This window comes from Sulfitobacter sp. HI0027, assembly GCF_001634775.1.
Lineage (GTDB): Bacteria > Pseudomonadota > Alphaproteobacteria > Rhodobacterales > Rhodobacteraceae > Sulfitobacter.
On the sequence record NZ_LWER01000149.1, the window covers coordinates 22,975 to 45,593 of the forward strand.

At 62.0% G+C, this 22,619-nt stretch carries 21 protein-coding genes; 10 read left to right on the forward strand and 11 right to left on the reverse strand.

All coding sequences use genetic code 11. The annotated features are described in order from the left end of the window. Positions 1 to 128 precede the first annotated feature (128 nt). The 7 genes from A3722_RS09070 (at position 129) to lexA (ending at position 5,608) form a co-directional block, all read left to right on the forward strand. On the forward strand, positions 129 to 710 hold the full coding sequence (locus A3722_RS09070) for an anthranilate synthase component II (protein ID WP_067629424.1): 582 nt from the start codon (positions 129 to 131) through the stop codon (positions 708 to 710). Beyond that, positions 707 to 1,723, forward strand: a complete 1,017-nt coding sequence (gene trpD, locus A3722_RS09075; RefSeq protein WP_067629410.1) for an anthranilate phosphoribosyltransferase — start codon at positions 707 to 709, stop codon at positions 1,721 to 1,723. The genes A3722_RS09070 and trpD overlap by 4 nt, the downstream gene beginning before the upstream one ends. Continuing rightward, a complete protein-coding gene (locus A3722_RS09080) occupies positions 1,720 to 2,379 on the forward strand; it encodes a uracil-DNA glycosylase (protein WP_067629408.1) in 660 nt (219 codons plus the stop codon). Before trpD ends, A3722_RS09080 begins: the two co-directional genes overlap by 4 nt. A 7-nt stretch (positions 2,380 to 2,386) precedes the next feature. Further along, entirely contained in the window at positions 2,387 to 3,199 is an 813-nt protein-coding gene (gene trpC / locus A3722_RS09085) for an indole-3-glycerol phosphate synthase TrpC (RefSeq protein ID WP_067629406.1), read from the forward strand. Next, complete coding sequence (moaC, locus tag A3722_RS09090) at positions 3,199 to 3,672, forward strand: cyclic pyranopterin monophosphate synthase MoaC (RefSeq protein ID WP_067629404.1); 474 nt, start codon at positions 3,199 to 3,201, stop codon at positions 3,670 to 3,672. The genes trpC and moaC overlap by 1 nt, the downstream gene beginning before the upstream one ends. Further along, positions 3,669 to 4,841 carry a molybdopterin molybdotransferase MoeA gene (locus tag A3722_RS09095; protein WP_067629402.1) on the forward strand — a complete coding sequence of 391 codons (1,173 nt, stop codon included), beginning with the start codon at positions 3,669 to 3,671 and terminating at the stop codon, positions 4,839 to 4,841. Before moaC ends, A3722_RS09095 begins: the two co-directional genes overlap by 4 nt. A gap of 71 nt (positions 4,842 to 4,912) precedes the next feature. Then, on the forward strand, positions 4,913 to 5,608 hold the full coding sequence (gene lexA / locus A3722_RS09100; protein ID WP_067916076.1) for a transcriptional repressor LexA: 696 nt from the start codon (positions 4,913 to 4,915) through the stop codon (positions 5,606 to 5,608). Here the strand turns inward: lexA and A3722_RS09105 are convergent. After that, positions 5,602 to 7,629, reverse strand: coding sequence for a ComEC/Rec2 family competence protein (locus A3722_RS09105; RefSeq protein WP_067626306.1), 2,028 nt, complete (start codon positions 7,627 to 7,629; stop codon positions 5,602 to 5,604). The genes lexA and A3722_RS09105 overlap by 7 nt on opposite strands. Before the next feature lie 115 nt (positions 7,630 to 7,744). Here A3722_RS09105 and gltX point away from each other — a divergent pair, with 115 nt between their 5' ends. The 3 genes from gltX to A3722_RS09120 all read left to right on the forward strand — a co-directional run bounded on the left by gltX (position 7,745) and on the right by A3722_RS09120 (position 11,335). After that, positions 7,745 to 9,145, forward strand: a complete 1,401-nt coding sequence (gene gltX, locus A3722_RS09110; RefSeq protein WP_067626305.1) for a glutamate--tRNA ligase — start codon at positions 7,745 to 7,747, stop codon at positions 9,143 to 9,145. Between the two features lie 115 nt (positions 9,146 to 9,260). Beyond that, a complete protein-coding gene (locus A3722_RS09115) occupies positions 9,261 to 10,556 on the forward strand; it encodes a citrate synthase (protein WP_067626303.1) in 1,296 nt (431 codons plus the stop codon). A gap of 479 nt (positions 10,557 to 11,035) precedes the next feature. Next, complete coding sequence (locus tag A3722_RS09120; RefSeq protein WP_067626301.1) at positions 11,036 to 11,335, forward strand: hypothetical protein; 300 nt, start codon at positions 11,036 to 11,038, stop codon at positions 11,333 to 11,335. Positions 11,336 to 11,337: 2 nt separating this feature from the next. Here the strand turns inward: A3722_RS09120 and A3722_RS09125 are convergent, their stop codons facing one another. The 10 genes from A3722_RS09125 to A3722_RS09170 form a co-directional block, all read right to left on the reverse strand. Further along, positions 11,338 to 12,111 carry an enoyl-CoA hydratase-related protein gene (locus A3722_RS09125; protein WP_067916078.1) on the reverse strand — a complete coding sequence of 258 codons (774 nt, stop codon included), beginning with the start codon at positions 12,109 to 12,111 and terminating at the stop codon, positions 11,338 to 11,340. A gap of 67 nt (positions 12,112 to 12,178) precedes the next feature. Continuing rightward, the gene (locus tag A3722_RS09130; RefSeq protein WP_067626983.1) at positions 12,179 to 12,631 is read right to left on the reverse strand and encodes a cytochrome c-type biogenesis protein; all 453 of its coding nucleotides are present in this window, start codon (positions 12,629 to 12,631) and stop codon (positions 12,179 to 12,181) included. Beyond that, positions 12,628 to 14,592: a heme lyase CcmF/NrfE family subunit gene (locus tag A3722_RS09135; protein ID WP_067626981.1), complete on the reverse strand. Its 1,965-nt coding sequence runs from the start codon at positions 14,590 to 14,592 to the stop codon at positions 12,628 to 12,630. Before A3722_RS09135 ends, A3722_RS09130 begins: the two co-directional genes overlap by 4 nt. A gap of 74 nt (positions 14,593 to 14,666) precedes the next feature. Next, positions 14,667 to 15,242: a holin family protein gene (locus A3722_RS09140; protein WP_067626980.1), complete on the reverse strand. Its 576-nt coding sequence runs from the start codon at positions 15,240 to 15,242 to the stop codon at positions 14,667 to 14,669. After that, positions 15,233 to 15,844, reverse strand: a complete 612-nt coding sequence (locus tag A3722_RS09145) for a holin-associated N-acetylmuramidase (protein ID WP_067626978.1) — start codon at positions 15,842 to 15,844, stop codon at positions 15,233 to 15,235. The genes A3722_RS09140 and A3722_RS09145 overlap by 10 nt, the downstream gene beginning before the upstream one ends. Before the next feature lie 82 nt (positions 15,845 to 15,926). After that, on the reverse strand, positions 15,927 to 16,370 hold the full coding sequence (ccmE, locus tag A3722_RS09150) for a cytochrome c maturation protein CcmE (RefSeq protein ID WP_067626977.1): 444 nt from the start codon (positions 16,368 to 16,370) through the stop codon (positions 15,927 to 15,929). After that, the gene (argC, locus tag A3722_RS09155; protein WP_067916080.1) at positions 16,367 to 17,395 is read right to left on the reverse strand and encodes an N-acetyl-gamma-glutamyl-phosphate reductase; all 1,029 of its coding nucleotides are present in this window, start codon (positions 17,393 to 17,395) and stop codon (positions 16,367 to 16,369) included. The genes ccmE and argC overlap by 4 nt, the downstream gene beginning before the upstream one ends. 38 nt (positions 17,396 to 17,433) lie before the next feature. Then, on the reverse strand, positions 17,434 to 18,243 hold the full coding sequence (locus A3722_RS09160; RefSeq protein WP_067626719.1) for a glutamate racemase: 810 nt from the start codon (positions 18,241 to 18,243) through the stop codon (positions 17,434 to 17,436). 9 nt (positions 18,244 to 18,252) lie between these two features. Continuing rightward, positions 18,253 to 19,125, reverse strand: coding sequence for a lysophospholipid acyltransferase family protein (locus A3722_RS09165; RefSeq protein ID WP_067626717.1), 873 nt, complete (start codon positions 19,123 to 19,125; stop codon positions 18,253 to 18,255). Positions 19,126 to 19,182: 57 nt separating this feature from the next. Beyond that, positions 19,183 to 22,599, reverse strand: a complete 3,417-nt coding sequence (locus tag A3722_RS09170; RefSeq protein WP_067626716.1) for an indolepyruvate ferredoxin oxidoreductase family protein — start codon at positions 22,597 to 22,599, stop codon at positions 19,183 to 19,185. Positions 22,600 to 22,619: the final 20 nt, after the last annotated feature.

Genomic DNA, 22,619 nt, shown 5'->3' on the forward strand with positions numbered 1-22,619 from the left:
CCCGGCGATCCCTCAATTGGCTTGCCCCAAACTCTTGACGATAGGGTTCAAGCCTGAACATGTATGCCAAAACCTATACCGCGCTCCGGCGCGGTTTCTCCAGTCCTAATACAAAGAAATGCCTGCCTGTGCTGCTGCTCATCGATAACTACGACAGCTTTACCTATAACTTGGTCCACTATCTGGGCAGCCTCGGGGCGGATGTGCAGGTGCACCGCAACGACGCGCTCAGCGTGGACGAAGCGATGGCCATGAACCCCGCCGGTATCTTGCTGTCCCCCGGCCCCTGTGACCCTGACCAAGCGGGGATATGCCTAGAGCTGACCCATGCCGCTGCCGAAGCGCGGGTGCCGCTCTTCGGCGTCTGCCTTGGCCATCAGACCCTTGGCCAAGCCTTTGGCGGCAAGGTCGTGCGTGCGGATGACATCGTGCACGGCAAGCTGGGCCAGATGCAACATGAGGGGCGCGGTGTCTTTGCCGGACTGCCCTCGCCCTTCGGGGCCACGCGCTATCACTCGCTGGTGGTGGAACGCGCAAGCCTGCCGGAGTGCCTTGAGATCACCGCCTCGCTCGAAGACGGCACGATCATGGGTCTGCAACACCGCGACCTGCCGATGCACGGCGTGCAATTCCATCCAGAATCGATCCGGTCCGAGCATGGCCACGCCCTGCTGCAAAACTTCCTGAATGAGATGAAGGTCCCGGCATGAGTAGCGCGCTGAAACCCTTGCTTGACGCCGCTGCCAACGGGCCGCTCACCTCGGATCAAGCTGTGGAGGCCTTTGAAATCCTCTTCGAAGGCGAAGCCACGCCAAGCCAGATCGGTGGCTTTCTCATGGCCCTGCGCACGCGCGGCGAAACGGTCACCGAATATGCCGCCGCCGCAAAGGTCATGCGCAGCAAATGCAACGCCGTGCGCGCGCCCGAAGGGGCAATCGACATTGTCGGCACGGGCGGCGATGGCAAGGGGACGCTAAACATCTCAACCGCCGCTGCCTTTGTGGCCGCGGGTGCAGGCGCGGTCGTGGCAAAACATGGCAACCGCAACCTCAGCTCGAAATCCGGCGCTTCCGACGCGCTGTCGCAGCTTGGCATCAACGTCATGGTCGGCCCTGCGGTGGTCGAGCGTGAATTGGCCGAGGCGGGCATCGGTTTCATGATGGCCCCCATGCATCACCCCGCCGTCGCCCATGTCATGCCCACAAGGTCCGAGCTTGGCACCCGCACGATCTTTAACATCCTCGGCCCGCTCACCAATCCCGCCGGGGTAAAGCGCCAGTTGACCGGCGCCTATACCCGTGACCTGATCGAACCAATGGCGCTGACGCTGAAACAGCTCGGCTCTGAAAAAGCGTGGCTCGTGCACGGGTCCGACGGCACGGATGAACTGACGATCACCGGCGTTAGCTGGGTCGCCGCACTGGAAGACGGCGTGGTTAACTTGCGCGAATTGCACCCCGAAGACGCGGGCCTGCCGGTCCATCCGTTCGAGGCCATCGCCGGGGGTGAGCCTGCCGAGAACACCAAACATTTCAATGCCCTGCTCGATGGTGTTCCATCGGGTTACCGCGACGCTGTGTTGCTCAACGCGGCCTCCGCCTTGGTCGTAGCGGATGTGGCCCCCGATTTGAAAACCGGCGTCGAAATGGCTCGTGAAAGCATCGACAGCGGCACAGCGCGTGACCGGATCGAAAAAGTGGCGCGCATCAGCCAGTCTAAATGACACCACCAAGCCTCAGCGCGCTTGGCGAATGGGCCGAACTGCCCTTTTTCGCTGCGGACTGGCCGCGTATCGCCGAACAGCTAGCTGCCGAGCCGCGTGAGATTTTGCCGCCGGCTCCCAAGATATTCGCGGCACTTGAACACCTTCAACCCGCAGCGGTGGAGGTGGTGATCCTCGGCCAAGACCCCTATCCCACGCCCGGCCATGCGCAGGGCTATGCCTTCTCAGCCGAGCCTTACGTGCGTCCGATACCGCGTTCTCTTTCCAATATCTTCAAAGAGTTACACGACGATCTTGGTCCACCCCCTGAAGACCCCGATCTGCGGTTCTGGGCCGATCAAGGCGTCTTGTTGTTGAACGACGTCCTAACCGTTCCAGCGGGCTCTGCGAACGAACATGTGAAACTCGGCTGGCAAACGCTGACCGCTCAGGTCCTGGCCCGCCTCTCAGATCGCCCCCGCGCCTATCTGCTCTGGGGCGCCCATGCGCAGAAGGCCGCGGCGCAGGTTGACCCGGTGCAAAACCTCAAGATCGAGACACCGCACCCATCGCCGCTTTCCGCTCGCCGCGGCTTCTTTGGCTCGCGCCCCTTCAGCCGGGTGAATGACTGGTTGCAGGGCCAAGGCAAGCCCGGCATACATTGGACAAAGCCGTGAGGATGCCATGACCGCCACTATTCTGGAAAAAATCAAAGCCTATAAGCTGGAAGAAATCGCCGCTGCCAAGGCCGAAAAGTCGCAGGCTGACATGGAGGCCGCCGCCCGTGCAGCACCGCCCGTGCGCCCCTTTGCGCAGCGCCTGCACGAAGCTTCCCGCGAGGGCTATGGCCTGATTGCCGAGATCAAGAAAGCCAGCCCGTCGAAAGGGTTGATCCGAGAAGATTTCGAACCCGCCGCCCTTGCCCGTGCCTATGCCGCAGGCGGCGCGACCTGCCTATCGGTTTTGACCGACACGCCGAGTTTCCAAGGTGCAAAAGAGTTTTTGGTCGATGCCCGCGCGGCCTGCGATCTTCCGGTGCTGCGCAAGGATTTCCTTTACGACCCCTATCAAGTCGCCGAAGCGCGAAGCCTTGGTGCGGATTGCATTCTGATCATCATGGCCTCTGTTTCTGATGCGCAGGCCGCCGAGTTGGAGCAAGCCGCGCAGGACTGGGGCATGGATGCGCTGATCGAAGTGCATGACGCCGCAGAACTGGCCCGTGCCGAAAAGCTTACGAGCCGGATGATTGGGATTAATAACCGCAATCTCAATACCTTCGAGACCTCTCTTGGCGTGACACGTCAACTTTCGGAAGCGGTGCCGCCCGATCGGATGCTGGTCTGCGAATCTGGCCTCTACACCCCCGCCGACCTCGCTGATATGGCGATTTACGGCGCGCGCTGTTTCTTGATTGGCGAAAGCCTTATGCGGCAGGAAGATGTCGAACAGGCCACCCGCGATCTGTTGGCGAGTCCACTCGTCCCCGGAGGTATGTGATGGCGCTGACCCACTTTGATGCTGAAGGCGACGCGCATATGGTTGATGTCTCTGACAAGGCCGTGACCTCCCGCGTGGCCAAGGCCGAGAGCTACATCAAGATGGCTTCAGAAACGTTTGACATCATTACCGAAGGACGCGCGAAGAAGGGTGACGTTCTGGGCGTCGCACGGCTTGCGGGGATCATGGCGGCCAAGCGTACGGCGGATCTAATCCCGCTTTGCCACCCATTGCCGATTACAAAAGTCAGTGTTGATCTAACGCCCGACGCCACCCTACCGGGCATTCGGATCTCGGCCACCGTCAAGACAACCGGTCAAACGGGCGTTGAGATGGAAGCCCTCACCGCCGCCTCCGTTACCGCGCTCACAGTCTATGACATGGCGAAAGCGGTAGATAAGGCGATGGAAATTGGTGGCACGCGGGTCACATTGAAAGACGGTGGCAAATCAGGCCGTTATGAGGCGACATGATCAGCGTTGAAGCGGCAATGGAGGCTGTTTTAGACCTCGTCACCCCGCTAGAAACTGAAGAAATCGCTCTGCGGGCTGCCAATGGCCGCGTCTTGTCACAACCCGTGGTGGCGCAGCGCAGCCAACCGCCCTTTGCCGCCTCCTCTATGGACGGCTACGCACTGCGCCGGGCTGAGGTTGAGCCGGACGCGATGTTTAAGGTGGTTGGCGAGGCCGCGGCGGGCCATGGTTACACAGGGACGCTCCGCGCCGGGCAAGCCATCCGCATATTCACTGGCGCACCCATCCCCGATGGGGCCGATTTCGTGTTGATCCAAGAGGATGTCACCCGGCGCGGCAACCTTATCACCCTTGGCCACCGCATTGATGACAAAGACAATATCCGCCCTGCGGGGGGTGATTTCACCCAAGGCGAAGAGCTCACTGCTCCGCGCATTCTGCGCCCTGCAGACGTGGCGTTGCTCGCCGCGATGAACGTGGCGAGAGTGCCCGTCACCCGCAAACCCGCCATCGCGATCCTCGCCACAGGCGATGAATTGGTGCAACCGGGCGAGAGCCCCGGCCTTGACCAAATCATCGCCTCCAACAGCTACGGCCTTGCCGCGATGTTCGAGGGTGCAGGCGCCGAGGTGCGTATGCTGCCCATCGCGCGCGACACGGCGGCCTCGCTCAAACAAGCCTTCGCCTTGGCCCGCGGCGCGGACCTTATTGTCACGATCGGCGGCGCTTCGGTGGGCGATCACGACCTAATTGCGCCGGTCGCGGCAGAGCTCGGCATGCAGCAGGCTTTTTACAAGGTCGCCATGCGCCCGGGCAAGCCCCTGATGGCAGGCAAGATCGGAGCTTCAGCAATGATCGGTCTGCCGGGAAACCCAGTCTCAGCAATGGTTTGCGGGGCGGTCTTCGTGTTGCCGATGCTGCGGCGGATGTTGGGGTTGCAAGACGTACAAGCCCCCCTGCGCAATGCGCCCCTCGGGCGCGGCATTGGCCCAAATGGACCGCGAGCGCACTATATGCGAGCTCAGCTTCGGGATGGGGCGCTTTATCCGGATGATCGTCAGGATTCATCCCTTCTGTCCGTCTTGGCGCAGGCGGATGCTTTGATGGTTCGTCCGCCCGCGGATCCAGCAAGGAATGCCGGGGATATACAGCAGTACATTTTGATTTAACGCCCGCAGCGGTTGACACAAAACAAGAACATCACTAGAACAAAAGCAATAAAAGCTTCAGGGGCCGTGCGATGCTGACCAAAAAACAACTCGATTTGCTTTCTTTCATTCACCAGCGCGTGCAGCGCGACGGCGTCCCGCCGAGTTTTGATGAGATGAAGTTGGCACTCGATCTGCGGTCAAAATCTGGCATTCACCGTTTGATCACGGCACTAGAAGAACGCGGATTTATTCGGCGCCTTGCCCATCGTGCCCGCGCGATCGAAGTGGTCAAACTCCCGGAAAGCCTCGGCGGTGCGCCCGGTTTTGCCCCGCGCGTGATTAACGGAGATCGCCCCGACACCCCGCCGCCGCCCGCAGCACAATCGGTCACGGCGCAACACGCCTTTGATGTGCCGGTCATGGGCCGGATCGCTGCCGGTGTTCCGATTGAGGCGATCTCACAAGTCTCGCACAGCGTCACGGTTCCGGGTGGGATGATCGCCGGTCAAGGCGAGCATTATGCGCTTGAAGTACGGGGCGACTCGATGATTGAGGCGGGCATCAATGATGGCGACATCGTGGTGATCCGGGAGACAGCTGTGGCCGACAACGGTGATATCGTGGTCGCGCTGGTCGAGGATCAAGAGGCGACGCTGAAACGTTTCCGTAGGCAGGGGTCTTCGGTCGCGTTGGAAGCGGCAAACGCGGCCTATGAAACCCGCGTACTGCCTTCGGATAAGGTTAAGGTTCAGGGTCGACTGGTGGGGTTGATCCGCACCTACTGACGCTTTGGCCTGCTGTTCCACAAACGCAGGCCGGCACGGTCCCTAGCGGTGGTGATTTGCCAACCCTGGGACGATTTGGTTAGCGCCAGTGCGCCGGTTTCACGTAGGCGAACGGGATCATAGATTGGGCAGCCCCAAGCCTGGGCTGCCTTTATCTCGACAGATGCCACCACGATATCTTCCGGCTGACAGCCGGTAAATGCGGCGACCGCCCGTTTTCCTGAAAGGTGGATAATTCTATCCTCTTGCGCGGCCCACCTTTGAGCGGCCATGGCCTGATCAACGCCGTCGCCGTCATTTTCCAACCAATTGCGGGCAACAAATCCAGCGCCCCTCTCTTTGCTGAGCGCCCTGCCCGCCGGGGTCATTACACCCACCAACGTCCCAGTATCAGCGACAAGCACATCGGGGCGCGTGGCCCCCTGCCAAAGGGCGAAGGACAGCAGCATCGCGGGCCCGCCCAACCAGCGCATGCGGCCTTGCCACAGGATGAGCCATAGAAATCCAAGCGACAGAAGCGGCAGCACCCATCCCCCCGGCCCCGGCACGAAACTGCGCGCGCCGGGCAGATGCGCCACCAGATCCGCGACCGATAGTATCCACCTCAGGCCGAGCCCCATCGCCCAAAGCGGCAGCCCCTCGCCCCCTATGGGCGCGAGGATGGCGGCCAGCACGGCGGCGGGAATGACCAAGACGCCCATCAACGGGACCGAAAGCAGGTTTGCCACCAGCCCGTAATGTGCGACCGTGTTAAAATGCGCGGCGGAGATTGGCGCGGTGGCGAAACCCGCAACGGCTGAGGAGATCACGATAGCAGCGACCGGGCGCAGGCGCTTGGGGATGACCTCACCCTCGAAGTCGCGCATCCAGCCAAAGACTGCGACAAGCGCAGTGGTCGCGGCGAATGACATCTGGAACCCCGGCCCCATCAGCGCCTCGGGGCGCAGGGTCAGCACGATAATCCCCGCCACGGCGACGGCCCGCAACGAAATCGCCCGCCGCCCGATCATCAGCGCGCACAGGGCGACGGCGCACATAATATAGGCCCGCTCGGTCGCGACATTCCCGCCCGAAAGCGCGAGATAGCCGGTTGCGGCGATAAGAGCAGCCGCCGCCGCGATGCTGCGGCTGGGCCAGCCTGTGGCCGATACCGGATGCAGAGCAAGGATCAACCGCGCCGCGCCAAAGACGACCGCGCTAAGCAGCCCCATGTGCAGTCCTGAGATCGCCAATAGATGCGCCAGATTGCTGCTGCGCAGGTTTTGCAGCGCGGCTTGCGAAATGGCGCTGCGGTCGCCGGTGGTGATGGCGGCGGCAAAACCGCCAATGTCTCCGGGCAGATGCGCGCGGACCCGTGCCGATGCGGCCATGCGCAGCCGAAACAGGGCCAGATCGGGGTCCCTTTCGGCTGGTTCTGCGATCCCCAATAGCGGCACCCGGGCATAACCGACCGCACCCAGCCCCGCGAACCAAGCGTGGCGCTGAAAATCAAATCCGCCGGGTTCAACCGGGCCCGCGGGCGGCGACAGATGGGCCGTGGTCATCACCAGCATGCCCGGCTTGGGCGCAACCCCGCCGGGGAGTTTCGAGTGGAGCGAGACCCGGACTCGGCTCGGCGTCCGCGCGGGCGGCACCCGCTCCAACCGGACCTGATCAAGCGTGATACGCGGCGCATCCGATTGGCTGCGGTCAAGCGCCACGACGCGTCCTTCGACAGCGCCGTAGTAGCGCCAGCCGAGCACGGGGGCGCTCATCGAATGCGCCCGAAACGCCGCGAGGAGCAAACCCAGCAGAACCAAGGCCACACCGACCGCGAAGGGTGCAGTGACCTCAGGCAATGCCCGCGCCACAACCGCCAACGCGGCGGCGGCGAGTGCGGTGGCCCATAGCAAAGCTGCCGAAGGCTCCGCCGCCAGCGAAAAATACCATCCGATCCCCAAAGCGAGGCACACCGGCACCCAGCCGAACAGATGCCCCCGCTGGCGCAGCATCACGGTGCTGAACTGGTTCCAAAGGCCCATGCTTGCCCCCGCGGATCGCACTGGGTAGACAGACGTCAAATCCTAGGACCGGTAGGGTTACCAAACGGTAAACGCCGCTCCGAGCACAATATCTCTGACCGAAAGGCCCACCGCCATGAACGCCCCTGTTGTGACCCGTTTCGCCCCGTCTCCTACCGGGTTCTTGCACATCGGCGGGGCGCGTACCGCCCTATTTAACTGGCTCTATGCCCGTGGCCGTGGGGGTAAATTCCTGCTGCGCATCGAAGACACCGACCGCGCGCGGTCCACTCCAGAGGCGACGAAAGCGATTCTCGCCGGCATGTCCTGGCTGGGCCTAGATCACGATGGCGAAATCGTCAGCCAGTTCGAAAACGCCCCCCGCCATGCCGAAGTGGCGAACGAGCTGCTTGCGGCGGGCAAAGCCTATAAATGTTTCGCTTCCCAAGACGAAATCACCGCCTTCCGCGAGGCGGCCAAGGCCGAGGGGCGCAGCACGCTCTACCGCTCGCCCTGGCGCGACGCCGATCCGGCAAGCCACCCCGACGCGCCCTACGTGGTCCGCATCAAGGCGCCGCTGGAAGGCACCACCGTGATCCGCGATCAGGTGCAGGGGGATGTGACCATCCGCAACGATCAGCTTGACGATATGATCCTGCTCCGCTCGGACGGTACACCGGTTTATATGCTCGCCGTGGTGGTGGACGATCACGATATGGGCGTGACCCATGTGGTGCGCGGCGACGATCACCTCAACAATGCCGCCCGTCAGATGATGATCTATGAGGCGATGGGTTGGGACGTGCCGGTCTGGGCGCATATCCCGCTGATCCACGGCGCGGACGGCAAGAAGCTGTCGAAACGTCACGGGGCCTTGGGGGCGCAGGAATATCAGGTAATGGGCTACCCGGCAGCGGGGATGCGCAACTACCTTGCCCGGCTGGGGTGGAGCCATGGGGATGACGAATTTTTTACCGATACACAGGCCCAAGAGTGGTTCGACCTTGACGGCATCCGCAAAAGCCCCGCGCAATTCGACCTGAAAAAGCTCGAAAATCTTTGCGGCCAGCATATCGCGCAGGCCGATGATGCCGCGCTGCGGCGCGAAATCGAAGCCTATCTGGAGGCCGCAGGTCAGCCTGCCCTTACGGCACCCCAAGCCGAGGGTTTGGAGCGGGCGATGTATTGCCTCAAAGATCGCGCGAAGACATTCCCGGAACTGCTTGAAAAAGCGACCTTTGTCTTAGCCGAGCGCCCGATCACCCCGGATGAGAAGGCCGCAAAGAACCTCGATACGGTATCCCGTGGCATACTGTCGGAATTGACGCCGCAATTGCAAAATGCTAGCTGGAACAAAGAAACGCTGGAGGAGGTACTGAACGGCTTTGCTGCCGCGCATGACACCAAATTTGGCAAGCTGGCGGGGCCGCTTCGGGCGGCTTTGGCTGGCAGGGCAGTCACCCCATCGGTTTTTGACATGATGTTGGTGCTGGGGCGCGATGAGACCCTTGCCCGACTGACGGACGCCGCGGCCTAAGTTTTGGTTCACCACTTCTTTGGGCGGCAGGTATAACTGAACGGGACAGCCCCATTTGGGGCTAGGCCCAGACGGCGGGGAGCATCTCCGCAGCCTACATTCGGGAAGGGATTTCATGACCAATAACAATAAAACCGCAACGCTGACGATCGACGATCAGAGCTTTGAGCTGCCGATTCACAGCCCCACCGACGGCCCCGATGTTGTCGACATCCGCAAGCTTTACGCTCAAGCGGGTGTCTTTACCTACGACCCGGGTTTTACCTCGACCGCTGCTTGCGACAGCACGATCACCTTTATTGACGGTGACGAGGGCGTGTTGCTGCACCGTGGCTACCCGATCGAGCAATTGGCGAGCAAATCGCATTACCTCGAAGTTTGCTACCTGTTGCTTTACGGTGAACTGCCCTCCCCCAAGGCGCTTGAAGATTTCGAATGCTTGGTGACCAACCACACCATGCTGCACGAGCAGATGATGAACTTCTTCCGTGGGTTCCGTCGCGACGCGCATCCGATGGCAATCATGGTGGGCGTGGTCGGCGCGATGTCGGCCTTCTATCACGACAGCACCGACATCAACGACGAGCACCAGCGCGAAGTCGCGACGATCCGTCTGATTGCCAAGATGCCGACCATCGCGGCGATGGCCTATAAATACACCATCGGCCAACCCTTCGTCTATCCGCGCAACGATCTGGACTATGCCTCGAACTTCCTGCGCATGTGCTTTGCCGTTCCGGCCGAAGACCATGAGGTAAACCCGATCCTGAGCCGCGCGATGGACCGGATCTTTACCCTCCACGCGGACCACGAGCAGAACGCCTCGACTTCCACGGTGCGCTTGGCGTCTTCTTCGGGCGCCAACCCCTTCGCTTGTATCGCTGCTGGCATCGCCTGCCTCTGGGGTCCGGCGCATGGTGGTGCAAACCAAGCCTGCCTCGAGATGCTCAAGGAAATCGGCACGCCCGATCGCATTCCTGAGTTCATCGCCCGCGCCAAAGACAAGAACGACCCGTTCCGCCTGATGGGTTTTGGCCACCGCGTTTACAAAAACCACGACCCGCGCGCGACCGTGATGAAGGAAAGCGCCGACGAAGTTCTGGAACTGATGGGGGTCGAGAACAACCCGATCCTTCAGGTCGCCAAGGAACTCGAAAAAGCTGCGTTGGAAGATCCGTATTTCGCGGAGAAGAAGCTTTTCCCGAACGTCGACTTCTACTCGGGCATCATTCTCGAAGCTATGGGCTTCCCCACATCGATGTTCACCCCGATCTTCGCGCTCGCGCGGACCGTGGGCTGGATCTCGCAGTGGAAAGAGCAGATCAGCGATCCGCAGCTTAAAATCGGTCGTCCGCGTCAGCTTTACCTTGGTGAAGACAAGCGCGACTACGTCGACATCGAGAACCGCTGAACCAACCGACAGTAACATCGCAAGCGCCCCGCATTTCCGGGGCGTTTCGCATTTTGCCCCAGCCCTGCAAACGGCACCCGCATGGGACGTTGTTGACCCTAGGGCAACAATGGAGATGCAAAGCGGTGTGCGAATACCCCGGCTCCGAATCGCGAAAATTAACGCCACTTCTCGCGACGTATGTAATGGGTCCGAAAAACAGTGAATGTTTCCAAGCGTTTTGCCAGTTGCGAAACACCGAGCCGCAAATTACGGCCAAATTACGGCACTGTTTCGCCCCGCGTGACAATGGCCCAGTCCCGCTTGACGGGAATCCCCCCGGGGCGATACCCTCACATCAAGAGGCCTTTTCGGGGTGGGAAAGGCATTATCGCGGCACTGCATTGAGGGATTTCCCCTCTCGCGGTCCGGCTGGAGTCCGCCCCAAAGGTAGATGATATTTGGCAGCTAGCAGCCCGCCCGCGACGAAGGAAAGCACGATGACCGGATCAGAACGGACCAAAGGGCTTCGCTGGGACTGCGCCACCGGTCTGACGCCCGCCAAGACCAGTGAAATCCCCGGCCCTCAGGGTGCACTGGTGCCCGACACGCTGCATGATTGCGATCAGATTGCGGTGGTCTATGACAAGGGCCAGACCCCGCCGCGGATCACCATCGCGCAGGTGTCGAATTCCGTGCATACGGTTTTGGCGGATGGGGTCGCGGTGGCGGTGGTGGCGCGGGCCAATGGCCCGGCACCTTCGGCAAGCGATGTGCTTTTGGTCGAGCGGAGCTGCTAGCCTTACTGCCCCTGAAACTTGGGGCTGCGCTTTTGTGTAAAGGCCGTGACCCCTTCGGCGAAATCCTGTGACTTTCCGCAGCGGCCCTGCGCCTCGGCTTCCAGCGACAGTTGATCCTCCAACCCATTGTCCCAAGACGCGCGGATCGCTTTCTTGGCCTCTGCATAGGCCGCTGTGGGACCTGCGGCCAATTGCGCGGCCTTAGCGCGCCAATGGGCGTCGAATTCGGCATCCGGTACGGCTTGCCAGATCATGCCCCAATCATCGGCCTGCCGCGCCGTGATCTTATCGGCGAAAAGGGCCGCGCCCATCGCCTTGGCCATGCCCATCTGGCGCGGCAGCGCATAGGTGCCGCCCGCGTCAGGGATCAAGCCAATGCGGGTGAAAGCCTGCATGAAATAAGCGCTCTCACTGGCAAAGACGACATCGGCGGCCAACGCGATATTCGCCCCCGCCCCCGCTGCCGGGCCGTTCACGGCGGCGATGGTCGGCACGGGGCAGTTGATGATGGCGCGCAGCAGCGGGGCATATTCTTCGCGCAGTGTTTTCTCCAGATCGGCGACGCCGCCTGCCCGGTCGGCCAAGTCCTGCCCCGAGCAAAAGGCCCGGCCCGCCCCCGTCAGGACCACGACCCGCGCCGCGCGCCCGCCTTCGGTCACCGCATGTGTCAGCTCCGCCCGCATTTGGGTGGTCAGCGCATTCATCTTGTCGGCGCGGTTCAGCGTGATCAGCGCGACATCATCGGTCAGCGCATAGGTGATCGTTTCATAGTCCATCTTGCTATCCTTGATTGCTTGGCCGCAGCATATCAAAGCAAGTTGCCACTGCCAGTGCAACGGGGCGTCAGCGATCGAGAATATCGCGCAGGCGGGCTTCTTCCTCGGGCGAGAGTGGGGCCTCGGTCGGGGTTTTGCTGCGCGCACGGCCACGCAGATAGACCACCCCGAGCCCTCCGGCCAACAAAAGCATCAGCGGCCCCGCACCCCACAGCAGCCAATTGGCCCCCGTGGCCTGCGGGTTAAGCAGGACATATTCACCGTAGCGGTCGACGATGAAATCCACCGCTTCCTCATCGCTGTCGCCTGCCACTAACCGTTCGCGCAGCAAGATGCGCAGATCGCGCGCAAGGCTTGCGTTGCTCTCATCGATGCTTTCGTTACGGCAAACGAGGCAGCGCAGACCTTGGCTTAGCTCCCGCGCGCGGGCCTCCAATGCGGGATCGTCCAACACCTCGTCAGGCTGCACCGCCCATAGGGGGCTGGCGAGCAGAGTCAGGATCAGCAGCAGTCGCTTCATTCCGCAGGCACTCCCGCAGGTTGCTTGCGTGCGCCCGCCGCGACACGGAAACGCCGGTCGCTCAGGCTCAGTACCCCGCCAAGCGCCATCAGCGCACAACCGATCCAAATCCAATTGGTCATCGGTTTGATATAGGTCCGCACAGCCCAACCGCCGCCGTCCTGCGCATCGCCGATCACCACATAGATGTCCCGGGCGAGGTTATAATCGATCGCCGCCTCGGTCGTCGGCATCTGCGCCACGGGGTAGAACCGCTTTTCAGGCCGCAGGGTCGAGATCACATCGCCCTCCTGCGCCAGCGTGATCTCAGCCATAGTGCTGAGGTAGTTCGGCCCCCTGACTTCACTCACGTTGCGGAGGGTCAGCGTGTAGCTGCCCACGTCAAAAGGCTCATCAATCCGGGCCACGCGGATGTCATCCACGGCCCAAGCCATCAGCCCCGCGATCCCGGCCATGGTGATGCCCAGCCCGCCATGCGCCGTGGCCTTGCCCCAATCAGCGCGCGGCAGACGCCGTAGACGGCGCAACTTACCCGGGCCGCGGCCCAAACGCTGCATCACATCCACCGCGGTGCCCATCAGCAGCCATGCCCCAAGGAACATGCCCACAGGCCCCAACAGCCCGCGTCCGGACTGCATGGCAAAGGCCAAGCCCCCAAGCGCCAGCGCCAAGAGGAAGACATAGCGCAGCGGGTATAGTGCGCGCATGATCTTGGCACGTTTCCACGGCATCGCGCTGCCGATCGGCAGGATCAGTCCAAGCGCTACCATGAAAGGAGTAAATGCAGCGTTAAAGAATGGCGGTCCGACACTGAGTTTGCGGTCAAGGAACATCTCGGCCACCAGCGGCCACATGGTGCCCACGAAAACGACGAAACAGGCCACAGCCAGCAGCAGATTGTTCACCACCAAGGCGGTCTCACGGCTCAAAAGGCCAAAGACGCCCTTAGCCTCAAGCGCCGATGCGCGCAACGAGTAGAGCACCAGCGCCCCGCCGGTGAAAGACCCCAGAATGGCCAGAATAAAGACCCCGCGCTCAGGGTCGTTGGCAAAGGCATGGACGGAGGTCAGCAGACCAGAACGCACGATAAAGGTGCCGATCAGCGAGAAACCGAAAGCAAGGATCGCCAGCAGGATGGTCCAGCTTTTCAAGCTCTCGCGTTTTTCCACCACAATCGCCGAATGCAGCAGCGCCGCCGCCAAGAGCCAGGGCATGAAGCTCGCATTTTCGACCGGATCCCAGAACCAGAAACCGCCCCAGCCAAGCTCATAATAGGCCCACCAAGACCCAAGCGCGATGCCGATGGTCAGAAACACCCAAGCCGCCAGTGTCCAAGGCCGCACCCACCGGCCCCACGCCGCATCCACGCGCCCTTCGATCAGCGCCGCCACGGCAAAGCTGAAGGCCATGCTGAGGCCAACATAGCCGAGATAGAGAAATGGCGGATGGAAGGCCAGACCGGGGTCTTGCAGCAGCGGGTTCAGGTCTTGGCCATCAAAGGGCGGCGTGCCCATGCGCAAGAAAGGGTTCGAGGTGAAAAGGATAAACGCCAGAAAAGCCACGCCAATCGCGGCTTGGACCGAGAGCACCCGCGCGCGCAACCGCGGCGGCAGATTGCCGCCAAACCACGCGGCCATGGCCCCGAAAAGCGCCACGATCAGCACCCACAGCAGCATCGAGCCTTCGTGGTTGCCCCATGTCCCGCTGATCTTATACAGCATCGGTTTGGCGGAATGGCTGTTGGCCACCACCAGTTGCAGGCTAAAATCCGAGGTAATGAAGGCCCACATCAGCGCGCCAAAGGACAGCGCAATTAGGATGAACTGCGCCGCCGCCGCCGGTTCAGCCACCGCCATCCAGCCCGCGCGGCCCCGCCAAGCGCCCCACATCGGCACCACCATCTGTACAAGGGCCACGCCAAAGGCGAGCACAAGCGCGAAATGTCCAAGCTCTGTAATCATGGGGCGGACTATAGGGGGTCTAAGCCCCCTAAGCCATGGCAAATCAAACCTAGGAAACGGTCAATCGGTCGCAGTCAGGCGCGGCTGCGGCGCCATGCGTCTAGGGCCGCGTTGTCCGACGGTGAGACCACAGCGAGCGCCAAGCGGCTGTCAGCACCCGTGTCGGCCACATGGGGGCTATCTGCGCGCAACGCGCGCAGGGTCTCGATATTCTCCACCACCTGCGGCACCCGCGCGATGGTGCCCACGATGGCGCGCTGAAACTCCTGCGATTTCATCTGCTGCCGCGCCCCGAAGTAGAAGGACACGATCACGCCCAACAGCCACCAAAGCGGCTCTGGCACCAGCGCGATGCCCTGCATCCGTTCGGCAAACCACAAAGGGTTAACCATTGCCGTAACGAACAGCCCCAAGGTGCCGAGCGCAAGCATCGGGCGGGGCAAACGGTTGATCCCATCCATGAAGCGGTCAAAGCCGCCCTGCCGCGCTTGAGCGAACTCCGCCCCATATTGCGCTATCGCTTGGCCCTGCACCGCATGGGCACGCTGCGCCCCGGCCTCGGCATTCTCGCGAAACACTTCGACCGTGTCGCGGATGACATTGCGCTCGCCGCCGAAAACCGTCGTAAAGATACGTTCGATCAGTCCCATTGTGCCACCCTCCGTGCGAAATCTGCGTCGCTCATGTGATATTGCGGTGCGATGAACTCTTCGGCGCGCCGGATCCAGCCGCCCTTGCCGCCTGCCCGGCTGCGCGCGTATTTGCGGCTGGCGGGGCGGCGGTCCGCAAGGCGGAAGTAGTAGTTGCGCCGCGCGATACCGTAGGCGTCGACCAGATGATCAGGGGCGGCCTGCCATGCGGCTTGGGCGGCGCGGATCGTCTGCGGCCCGATGGCACCATCAACCGCGATCTCTTGCCCCATCTCGCGCAGCAAGCTTTGCAGGATCTTCACCGCATTGCTGCCCGCATTAACATACATGTCAAAAACGCTCGGCTGCAACGGCGCGGGCAATTCCGCGATGCGCGGGGCGTTGAAGTAATGTCTGACAAAGATATCCACCGCCTGCGCGCGGCTAAGGCGGCGCACATCGGCCACATTGACCGCCCCATCACCGGTCAGGTCCAGCCCCAATCGGCGCATGGTATGGATCGTCACCCCGAATTTGGTCGCCCCGCCGGGGTCATCGGGGTCATTCACAAAGCCGCCCTCCCGGGCGACGATGGCGCTGGCGATCTCTCGAACGGTCTGCATCGCGGGCTCTCCTGTCTTGCGTGCAAACAGGCTCGGCCGGATGGGTTAACGGGGCCTCAGCCCCGCGTGCGTTGCACGCAGATCAGCCTTCGGGCTCGCGGTAGACGCCCTGCTCTTTCAGCGCGTCCGTCACTTCCTTGGGCATGTAAGTCTCGTCATGTTTGGCAAGGATTTCAGAGGCTTCGAAAGTCCCATCGATATAACGCCCGGTGCCGACCATGCCTTGGTTCTCTTCAAACAGATCAGGCAGCACCCCGGTAAAGACCACCGGCACCGAGGCCCCGCCATCGGTCACGGCAAAGCGAATCTGTTCGCCCTGCCCGCGCTTCAGTGACCCTTCCTCGACCAGCCCGCCAATGCGGAACACCTCTGCCGGGCCGGGCGGTTCGGCGATGACTTGGCTCGGCGCGCGAAAATAGTTGATCCCGTCGCGCAGGGCATAGCCGATCAAGGCGGTGGACAGCACCAAGGCCACCGCTGCCACCGCGATGATCTGGATCCGGCGCTGTTTCTTGAGGCTCTTCATGGGAACAGCGGGGCCATCATCAGCCCCTCGGTTTCCGGCAGGCCGAGCATCAGGTTCGCGTTCTGCAACGCCTGGCCGCTGGAGCCTTTGGTCAGATTATCGAGCGCCGCGACCACTGTCGCCCGCCCGGTCTGACGGTCAGCGACCACGCCGATATGGCAGAAGTTCGAGCCGCGCACATGCCGGGTGCTGGGCGCTTCGCCGAAGGGCAGCACCTCGATAAAGGGCTCGTCTGCATAGGCTTTCTGCATCGTCTCATGGATGACCTGCGCGTCGCCTTTGACATAGCAGGTCGCCAGAATGCCGCGGTTTGCGGGCACCAGATGCGGGGTGAACTGCACCTGCACGGGCCGCCCGGCAATGGCCGAGAATTCCTGATCAAACTCCCCCAAATGGCGGTGCGTGCTGCCAAGCGCATAGGCGTGATAGCCCTCGCTCAATTCCGCATGCAGCAGGTTTTCCTTGAGCGAGCGCCCCGCACCGGAGACGGCGCATTTCAGGTCGAGGATGATGTCATCCAGATCAATCACCCCCGCCGCAATCAGGGGGCGCAGGGCAAACTGCCCCGTGGCCGCGTTGCAGCCCGTTCCCGCCACCAGACGCGCGGCGGCGATTTCCGCGCGGTAGAATTCGGTGAGCCCATACACCGCCTCTTTCTGCACATCGACAGCCGCGTGTTTGTTGCCGTACCATTTGGCATAATCCTCAGGGTCGCGCAGGCGGAAATCGGCGGAAAGGTCGACGATCTTCAGATCTTTGGGCAGGGCCGCGATCACCTCTTGGCTGGTCTTATGCGGCAGCGCGCAGAAACACAGATCAATCTGGGAAAAGTCGATTTCTTCGATCGTGACCAGCGCCGGAAGATCAAGATGGCGCAGATGCGGAAACACCTCGGCCATAGATTGCCCCGCCTTGGAGTTCGCCCCCAAAGCGGTGATTTTCATCGAAGAATGGCCAGCGATCAGCCGGATGAGTTCTGCCCCGGTATAGCCGGAGGCGCCAAGAATGGCGATGTTCTGGGTCATGGTCTGTCCCCTTGTTCGGAACGAAGTATAATTGGAGTTCAGGCGGCGGTGAATGTGATCTGTCGTCGCAGGAACTGCGTCGCACGGTCGCTCACCCGGGCGGGATCGCCGGTGGTGAGAAACGCCGCCTCGCCACTGCCCATCATATTGGGGTGCCGCTCAAGATAATCCGCCAATGAATCCGCCACCAACTCGGCTTGGCTAAACACTTTGACCTGCCCGCCCAAGGCCGCCTGAAACGCTTCCTGCATCAGTGGGTAATGGGTGCAGCCCAAGATCGCGGCGTCGGGGTTGGGCATCTTGCGTTTCAACGCATCGACGTGGCTGCGCACCAGCGCTTCGGCGAGGATCATATCGCCCTCTTCGATGGCATCGACCACCCCGCCGCAGGCTTGAGCTTCGACATCCACCCCGATGGCGCGGAAGGACAGTTCACGCTGAAAGGCACGGCTTGCCACCGTCGCGGGTGTGGCGAAAAGCGCCACATGGTTCACCGCTACTTCGCGCGGCGGGGAATTGTCGCCCCACTGGCGTTCGGTCATCGCCTCGATCAGTGGCACAAAGACGCCCAGCACCCGTTTGTCGCGCGGGATCCAGCCCTCTTGCATCCGGCGCAGCGCAGCGGCCGAGGCAGTGTTACAAGCAAGAATCACCAGATCGCAGCCCGCATCAAACAGCCGCTGCACGGCGGCACAGGTCAGCGCATAGATATCATCGGCATTGCGCACGCCGTAGGGCGCATGGGCGCTGTCAGCGAGATAGACAAAATCCACCTCCGGCAGCCGTTCTTGCACCTTGTTCCAGACGGTCAGCCCGCCCAGCCCCGAATCGAAAATACCAACTGCCATGGTCTGTCGTCACCTGTCGGCTCTATGCCGTTCCTCAAACTCATAGCCAAGACCCTGATACTGGCCCGGCTTTGGTGACAACTCATAAGTGGCTTTGCGCAGGAAATCCATCATCGCTTTTGCATCCCCCGCCACCGGGTCTAGGGCAGCGCGCGGAAACGGGTCGCCGATGGCCACACGCACGGAGCTATCGACACGAGCGCGGAACTCTTTGATCAGCAGCCCCATACGCAGATTGGCATGCAGGTGGCTGGCGATTTGGAACAACCGGCTGGTGTGGCCGTCGAAATAGATCGGCACCACCGTGGCGTCAGACTTGGCGATCATGCGCGCGGTGAAACTGCGCCATCCGGGGTCCATCGGTTGCGAAAAGGGCCGCGCGGCGGTGCTGACCGTGCCCCCCGGGAAGATGCCAATCGCACCGCCTTGGTCTAGATAGGTCAACGCGGTCCGGCGCGTGGCGAGGTTCAGCGCCAGCGCGGCGCGGTCTTCGGCAAAGCTGATCGGCAAAAGATGATGCGCCAGATCCGGCGCTTGGCTGAACACCGCATTGGCCATGATCCGAAAGTCACCGCGCGTCTCGCTGAGGATATGGCCCAGCATCAGCCCGTCCAGAATGCCGTAGGGATGATTGGCGATCAGGATGACAGGGCCGCGCTTTGGAATATCGGCCAAAGACCCACGCATCACATCCAATGTCAAACCACAGCGCCGCACCATGGCATCAAAGAACCCCAGCCCCGCGGCCAGATCGTCTTCGTAGCCCTCGGCCCGTTTTAACAAGGACACCCGCCCGGTGGTGTTTTCCATCAATCGAATGAGCGCCCTCCCGCCCCGAGTTCGGGCGGAATGGGCATAGCTTATGTCACGGGCGTAGGTCACATCTGGGCCTCAGGATCGCACTGATGCTCTCCCTAGCCCAGAAATGTAACAGCCGTATTACTCCGCTGCCTTGGCCGTGGAGGTGCCGCCCGCGCGGATCACCGCCAGCAGTTCCTCACGGCGCTTCTCGGCCTTGGCTTCATTGGCCTGTTTCACCGGCCCGAAGCCACGGATTTGCAGCGGCAGCTCGGCCAGCGCCACGATGGCGTCGCGGGTCTGATCGGTCAGCTTGGGCAGCACTTCGGCCATGTCGGCCTCATACTGTTTGATCAACGCGCGCTCCATCTTGCGCTCGGCGGTATAGCCAAAGGGATCGAAAGGCGTGCCGCGCAGCCCCTTGAACTTCGCCATGACCCGCAGCGGCCCTTCGAGCCATTGGCCGAATTCCCGCTTCTGTGGCCGACCGTTGGGCCCCATCTTGGACAAGAGCGGCGGCGCCATGTGGAAGGTCATGTTGAAATCGCCGTCGAACTGCGCACGCGCTTTGTCACGGCTGGTGATCAACAGGCGGGCGACCTCGTATTCGTCCTTGTAGCTCAGGAGCTTATGATAGCCCATCGCCACCGCCGCCTTGACGGCACGGTCCTCAATACCGTCGAGCATCTTCGTGTAACGCTTGGCCAGCCCCTTGCCCTGATAGTCGGTCAGGTGGTTTTCGCGGAAAGTGATTTTCTCAGTCAGCGACTTGGGCAATTCCACCACGTTATCAGGCTGGCTTACCGCTTTGGCATCTTCGGGATAGAGCACGGCCCAGCGGCCAATCTCAAACGCGCGCTTGTTGCGCTCTACCGCCGCGCCGTTCATCTCAATCGCCTGCATCAGGCTTTCGAACGAGAGGGGCAGAAGCCCGCGCTGCCATGCGGCGCCGAAGATCATCATGTTGGAAAAGATCGAGTCGCCCAGTGCCGCCTTGGCCAGATCCGAGGCGTCAAACATCGCGACATCGTCCTGCAACCGCGCTTCAAGCGCGAGGCTCAGCCGGTCATAGGGCATCTGAAACTCGGTATCGCGGGTGAAATCACCGGTGATGATCTGGTGCGAGTTCACCACCGCCCCGGTGCGCCCGGCGCGGGTCAGCCCCAGCGTCTTGTGCCCCGCCGAGACCACCAGATCGCCGCCAATGAGCGCATGCGCCTCGCCGGTGGCTACGCGGATCGCGCTGATGTCTTCGGGACGCTCGGCCAAACGGCAGTGGATATGCACCGCACCGCCCTTCTGGGCGAGGCCCGCCATCTCCATCATGCCAGCCCCCTTGCCATCAAGCTGTGCCGCCTGCGCCAGCAGCGCGCCGATGGTCACGACCCCGGTGCCGCCCACACCGGTGATGACGACGTTATGGGTGCCGTCGATCTTGGGCAGGTCTGGCTGCGGCAGGTCGGGGATGGTCAGTTCGGTGGTCGGATCCTTGCGGATCTTGGCGCCTTCCAGCGTCACGAAGGAGGGGCAGAACCCGTTAAGACAAGAGAAGTCTTTGTTGCACTGCGACTGGTCAATGGCGCGTTTGCGGCCCAGCTCGGTCTCGTTCGGCACCACGGCCACGCAGTTCGACTGCACACCGCAATCGCCGCAGCCCTCGCAAACGTCCTCGTTGATGAAAACGCGCTTGTCGGGATCCGGGAACAGCCCGCGCTTGCGGCGGCGGCGCTTCTCGGCGGCGCAGGTCTGGATATAGACGATGGCCGACACGCCCTTGTGCTTGCGGTAGGCCTTTTGCACATTCGGCATCTCGGCGCGCTCGTGTATTTCGACGCCCTTAAAGCGGCTAAGGTCCACGTCTTCCTTCTGGTCATAGACCACGGCGAGGTTCTTCACGCCCATCGCCTTCAACTCTTCGACGATGCGGTAGGCGTCAAGGTCGCCTTCGTTGTGCTGACCGCCGGTCATCGCAACCGCGTCGTTATAGAGGATCTTGTAGGTGATGTTTGTCCCCGCCGCGATGGCGGCCCGAATGGCCAACACCCCGGAGTGGTTGTAGGTGCCGTCGCCAAGGTTCTGGAACACATGCTCTGTATTGGAGAACGGCGCCTCGCCGATCCAGTTCGCACCCTCGCCGCCCATGTGGGTAAAGCCGGTGGTTTCGCGGTCCATCCACTGCACCATATAGTGACAGCCGATCCCCGCATAGGCGCGCGAGCCTTCGGGCACCTTGGTCGAGGAGTTATGCGGGCAGCCCGCGCAATAATATGGCAGTCGCGCGGCGATATCTTCGGCATTGTCCGACCGGCGTGCCTCGTTCAGCGCCTCAAGCCCCGCGCGGATCCCATCGGTCTCGCGGCCCTCTTCCAACAGAATGCCGCCGATCTTTTCAGCGATCAGAATAGGGTCGAGCGCGCCACGGGTCGGGAACAACTCTTCGCCGTGCTCCATGCCCGCGCCACCTTTGTGCCACCCATAGACGCGGCGGTGGGTATCGTTGAACAGCGCTTCCTTGATCTGCACTTCGATCAGCTTGCGCTTTTCTTCGACCACGACCACCAGATCAAGCCCGTCGGCCCATTCGTGGAACCCCTGCATGTCGAGCGGGAAGGTCTGACCGATCTTATAAGTGGTGATGCCTAGCCGCTCGGCTTCGTTCTCATCAATGTTCAGCAAGCTCAGCGCGTGAACCAGATCGAGCCAGTTCTTGCCCGCAGCGGCAAAGCCGATCTTGGCCCCGCGCTTGCCCCAGACGCGCTTGTCCATCTTGTTGGCATGAGAGAACGCCTCGGCGGCGAAGCGTTTGTAGTCGATCATCCGCGCTTCTTGCAGATGCGGCGTATCGCCCAAACGGATGCTCAGACCGCCATCAGGCATGTCGAACTCAGGGATCACCAGCTTCATTCGGTTCGGGTCGCCGTTGACGACGCTCGTCGCCTCAACCGTGTCTTTCATCGTCTTCAGGCCCACCCAAAGGCCCGAGAACCGGCTGAGCGCCCAGCCATAGATGCCGTAATCAAGGATTTCCTGCACACCGGCGGGCGAGACCACCGGCATATAGGCATCCACCATCGCCCATTCCGACTGGTGCAACACGGTGGAGGATTCGCCGGTATGGTCGTCCCCCATCGCCATCAGCACACCACCATGAGGCGAAGTGCCCGCCATATTCGCATGGCGCATCACATCGCCGGTGCGGTCCACCCCCGGGCCTTTGCCGTACCATAGGCCATAGACGCCATCATATTTCCCCTCGCCGCGCAGTTCCGCCTGCTGGCTGCCCCATAGCATCGTCGCCGCGAGGTCTTCGTTCAGCCCCGGCTCAAAGCGCACGTTATGCTCGGCGAGTTTCTTCTCTGAACGCTGCATTTGCAGGTCTACCCCGCCCAGCGGACTGCCCCGGTAGCCGGTCACATAGCCTGCGGTGTTCAGCCCCGCCGCGCGGTCGCGGGCGGATTGCATCATCATCAGCCGAACCAGCGCCTGCGTGCCGTTCAGCAGCACCGGGCTTTTCTCAAGGTCGAAACGATCGTTCAGTGAAATCTTTTGCGTTGTCATGGCGGGCCCTCCCTAGCACG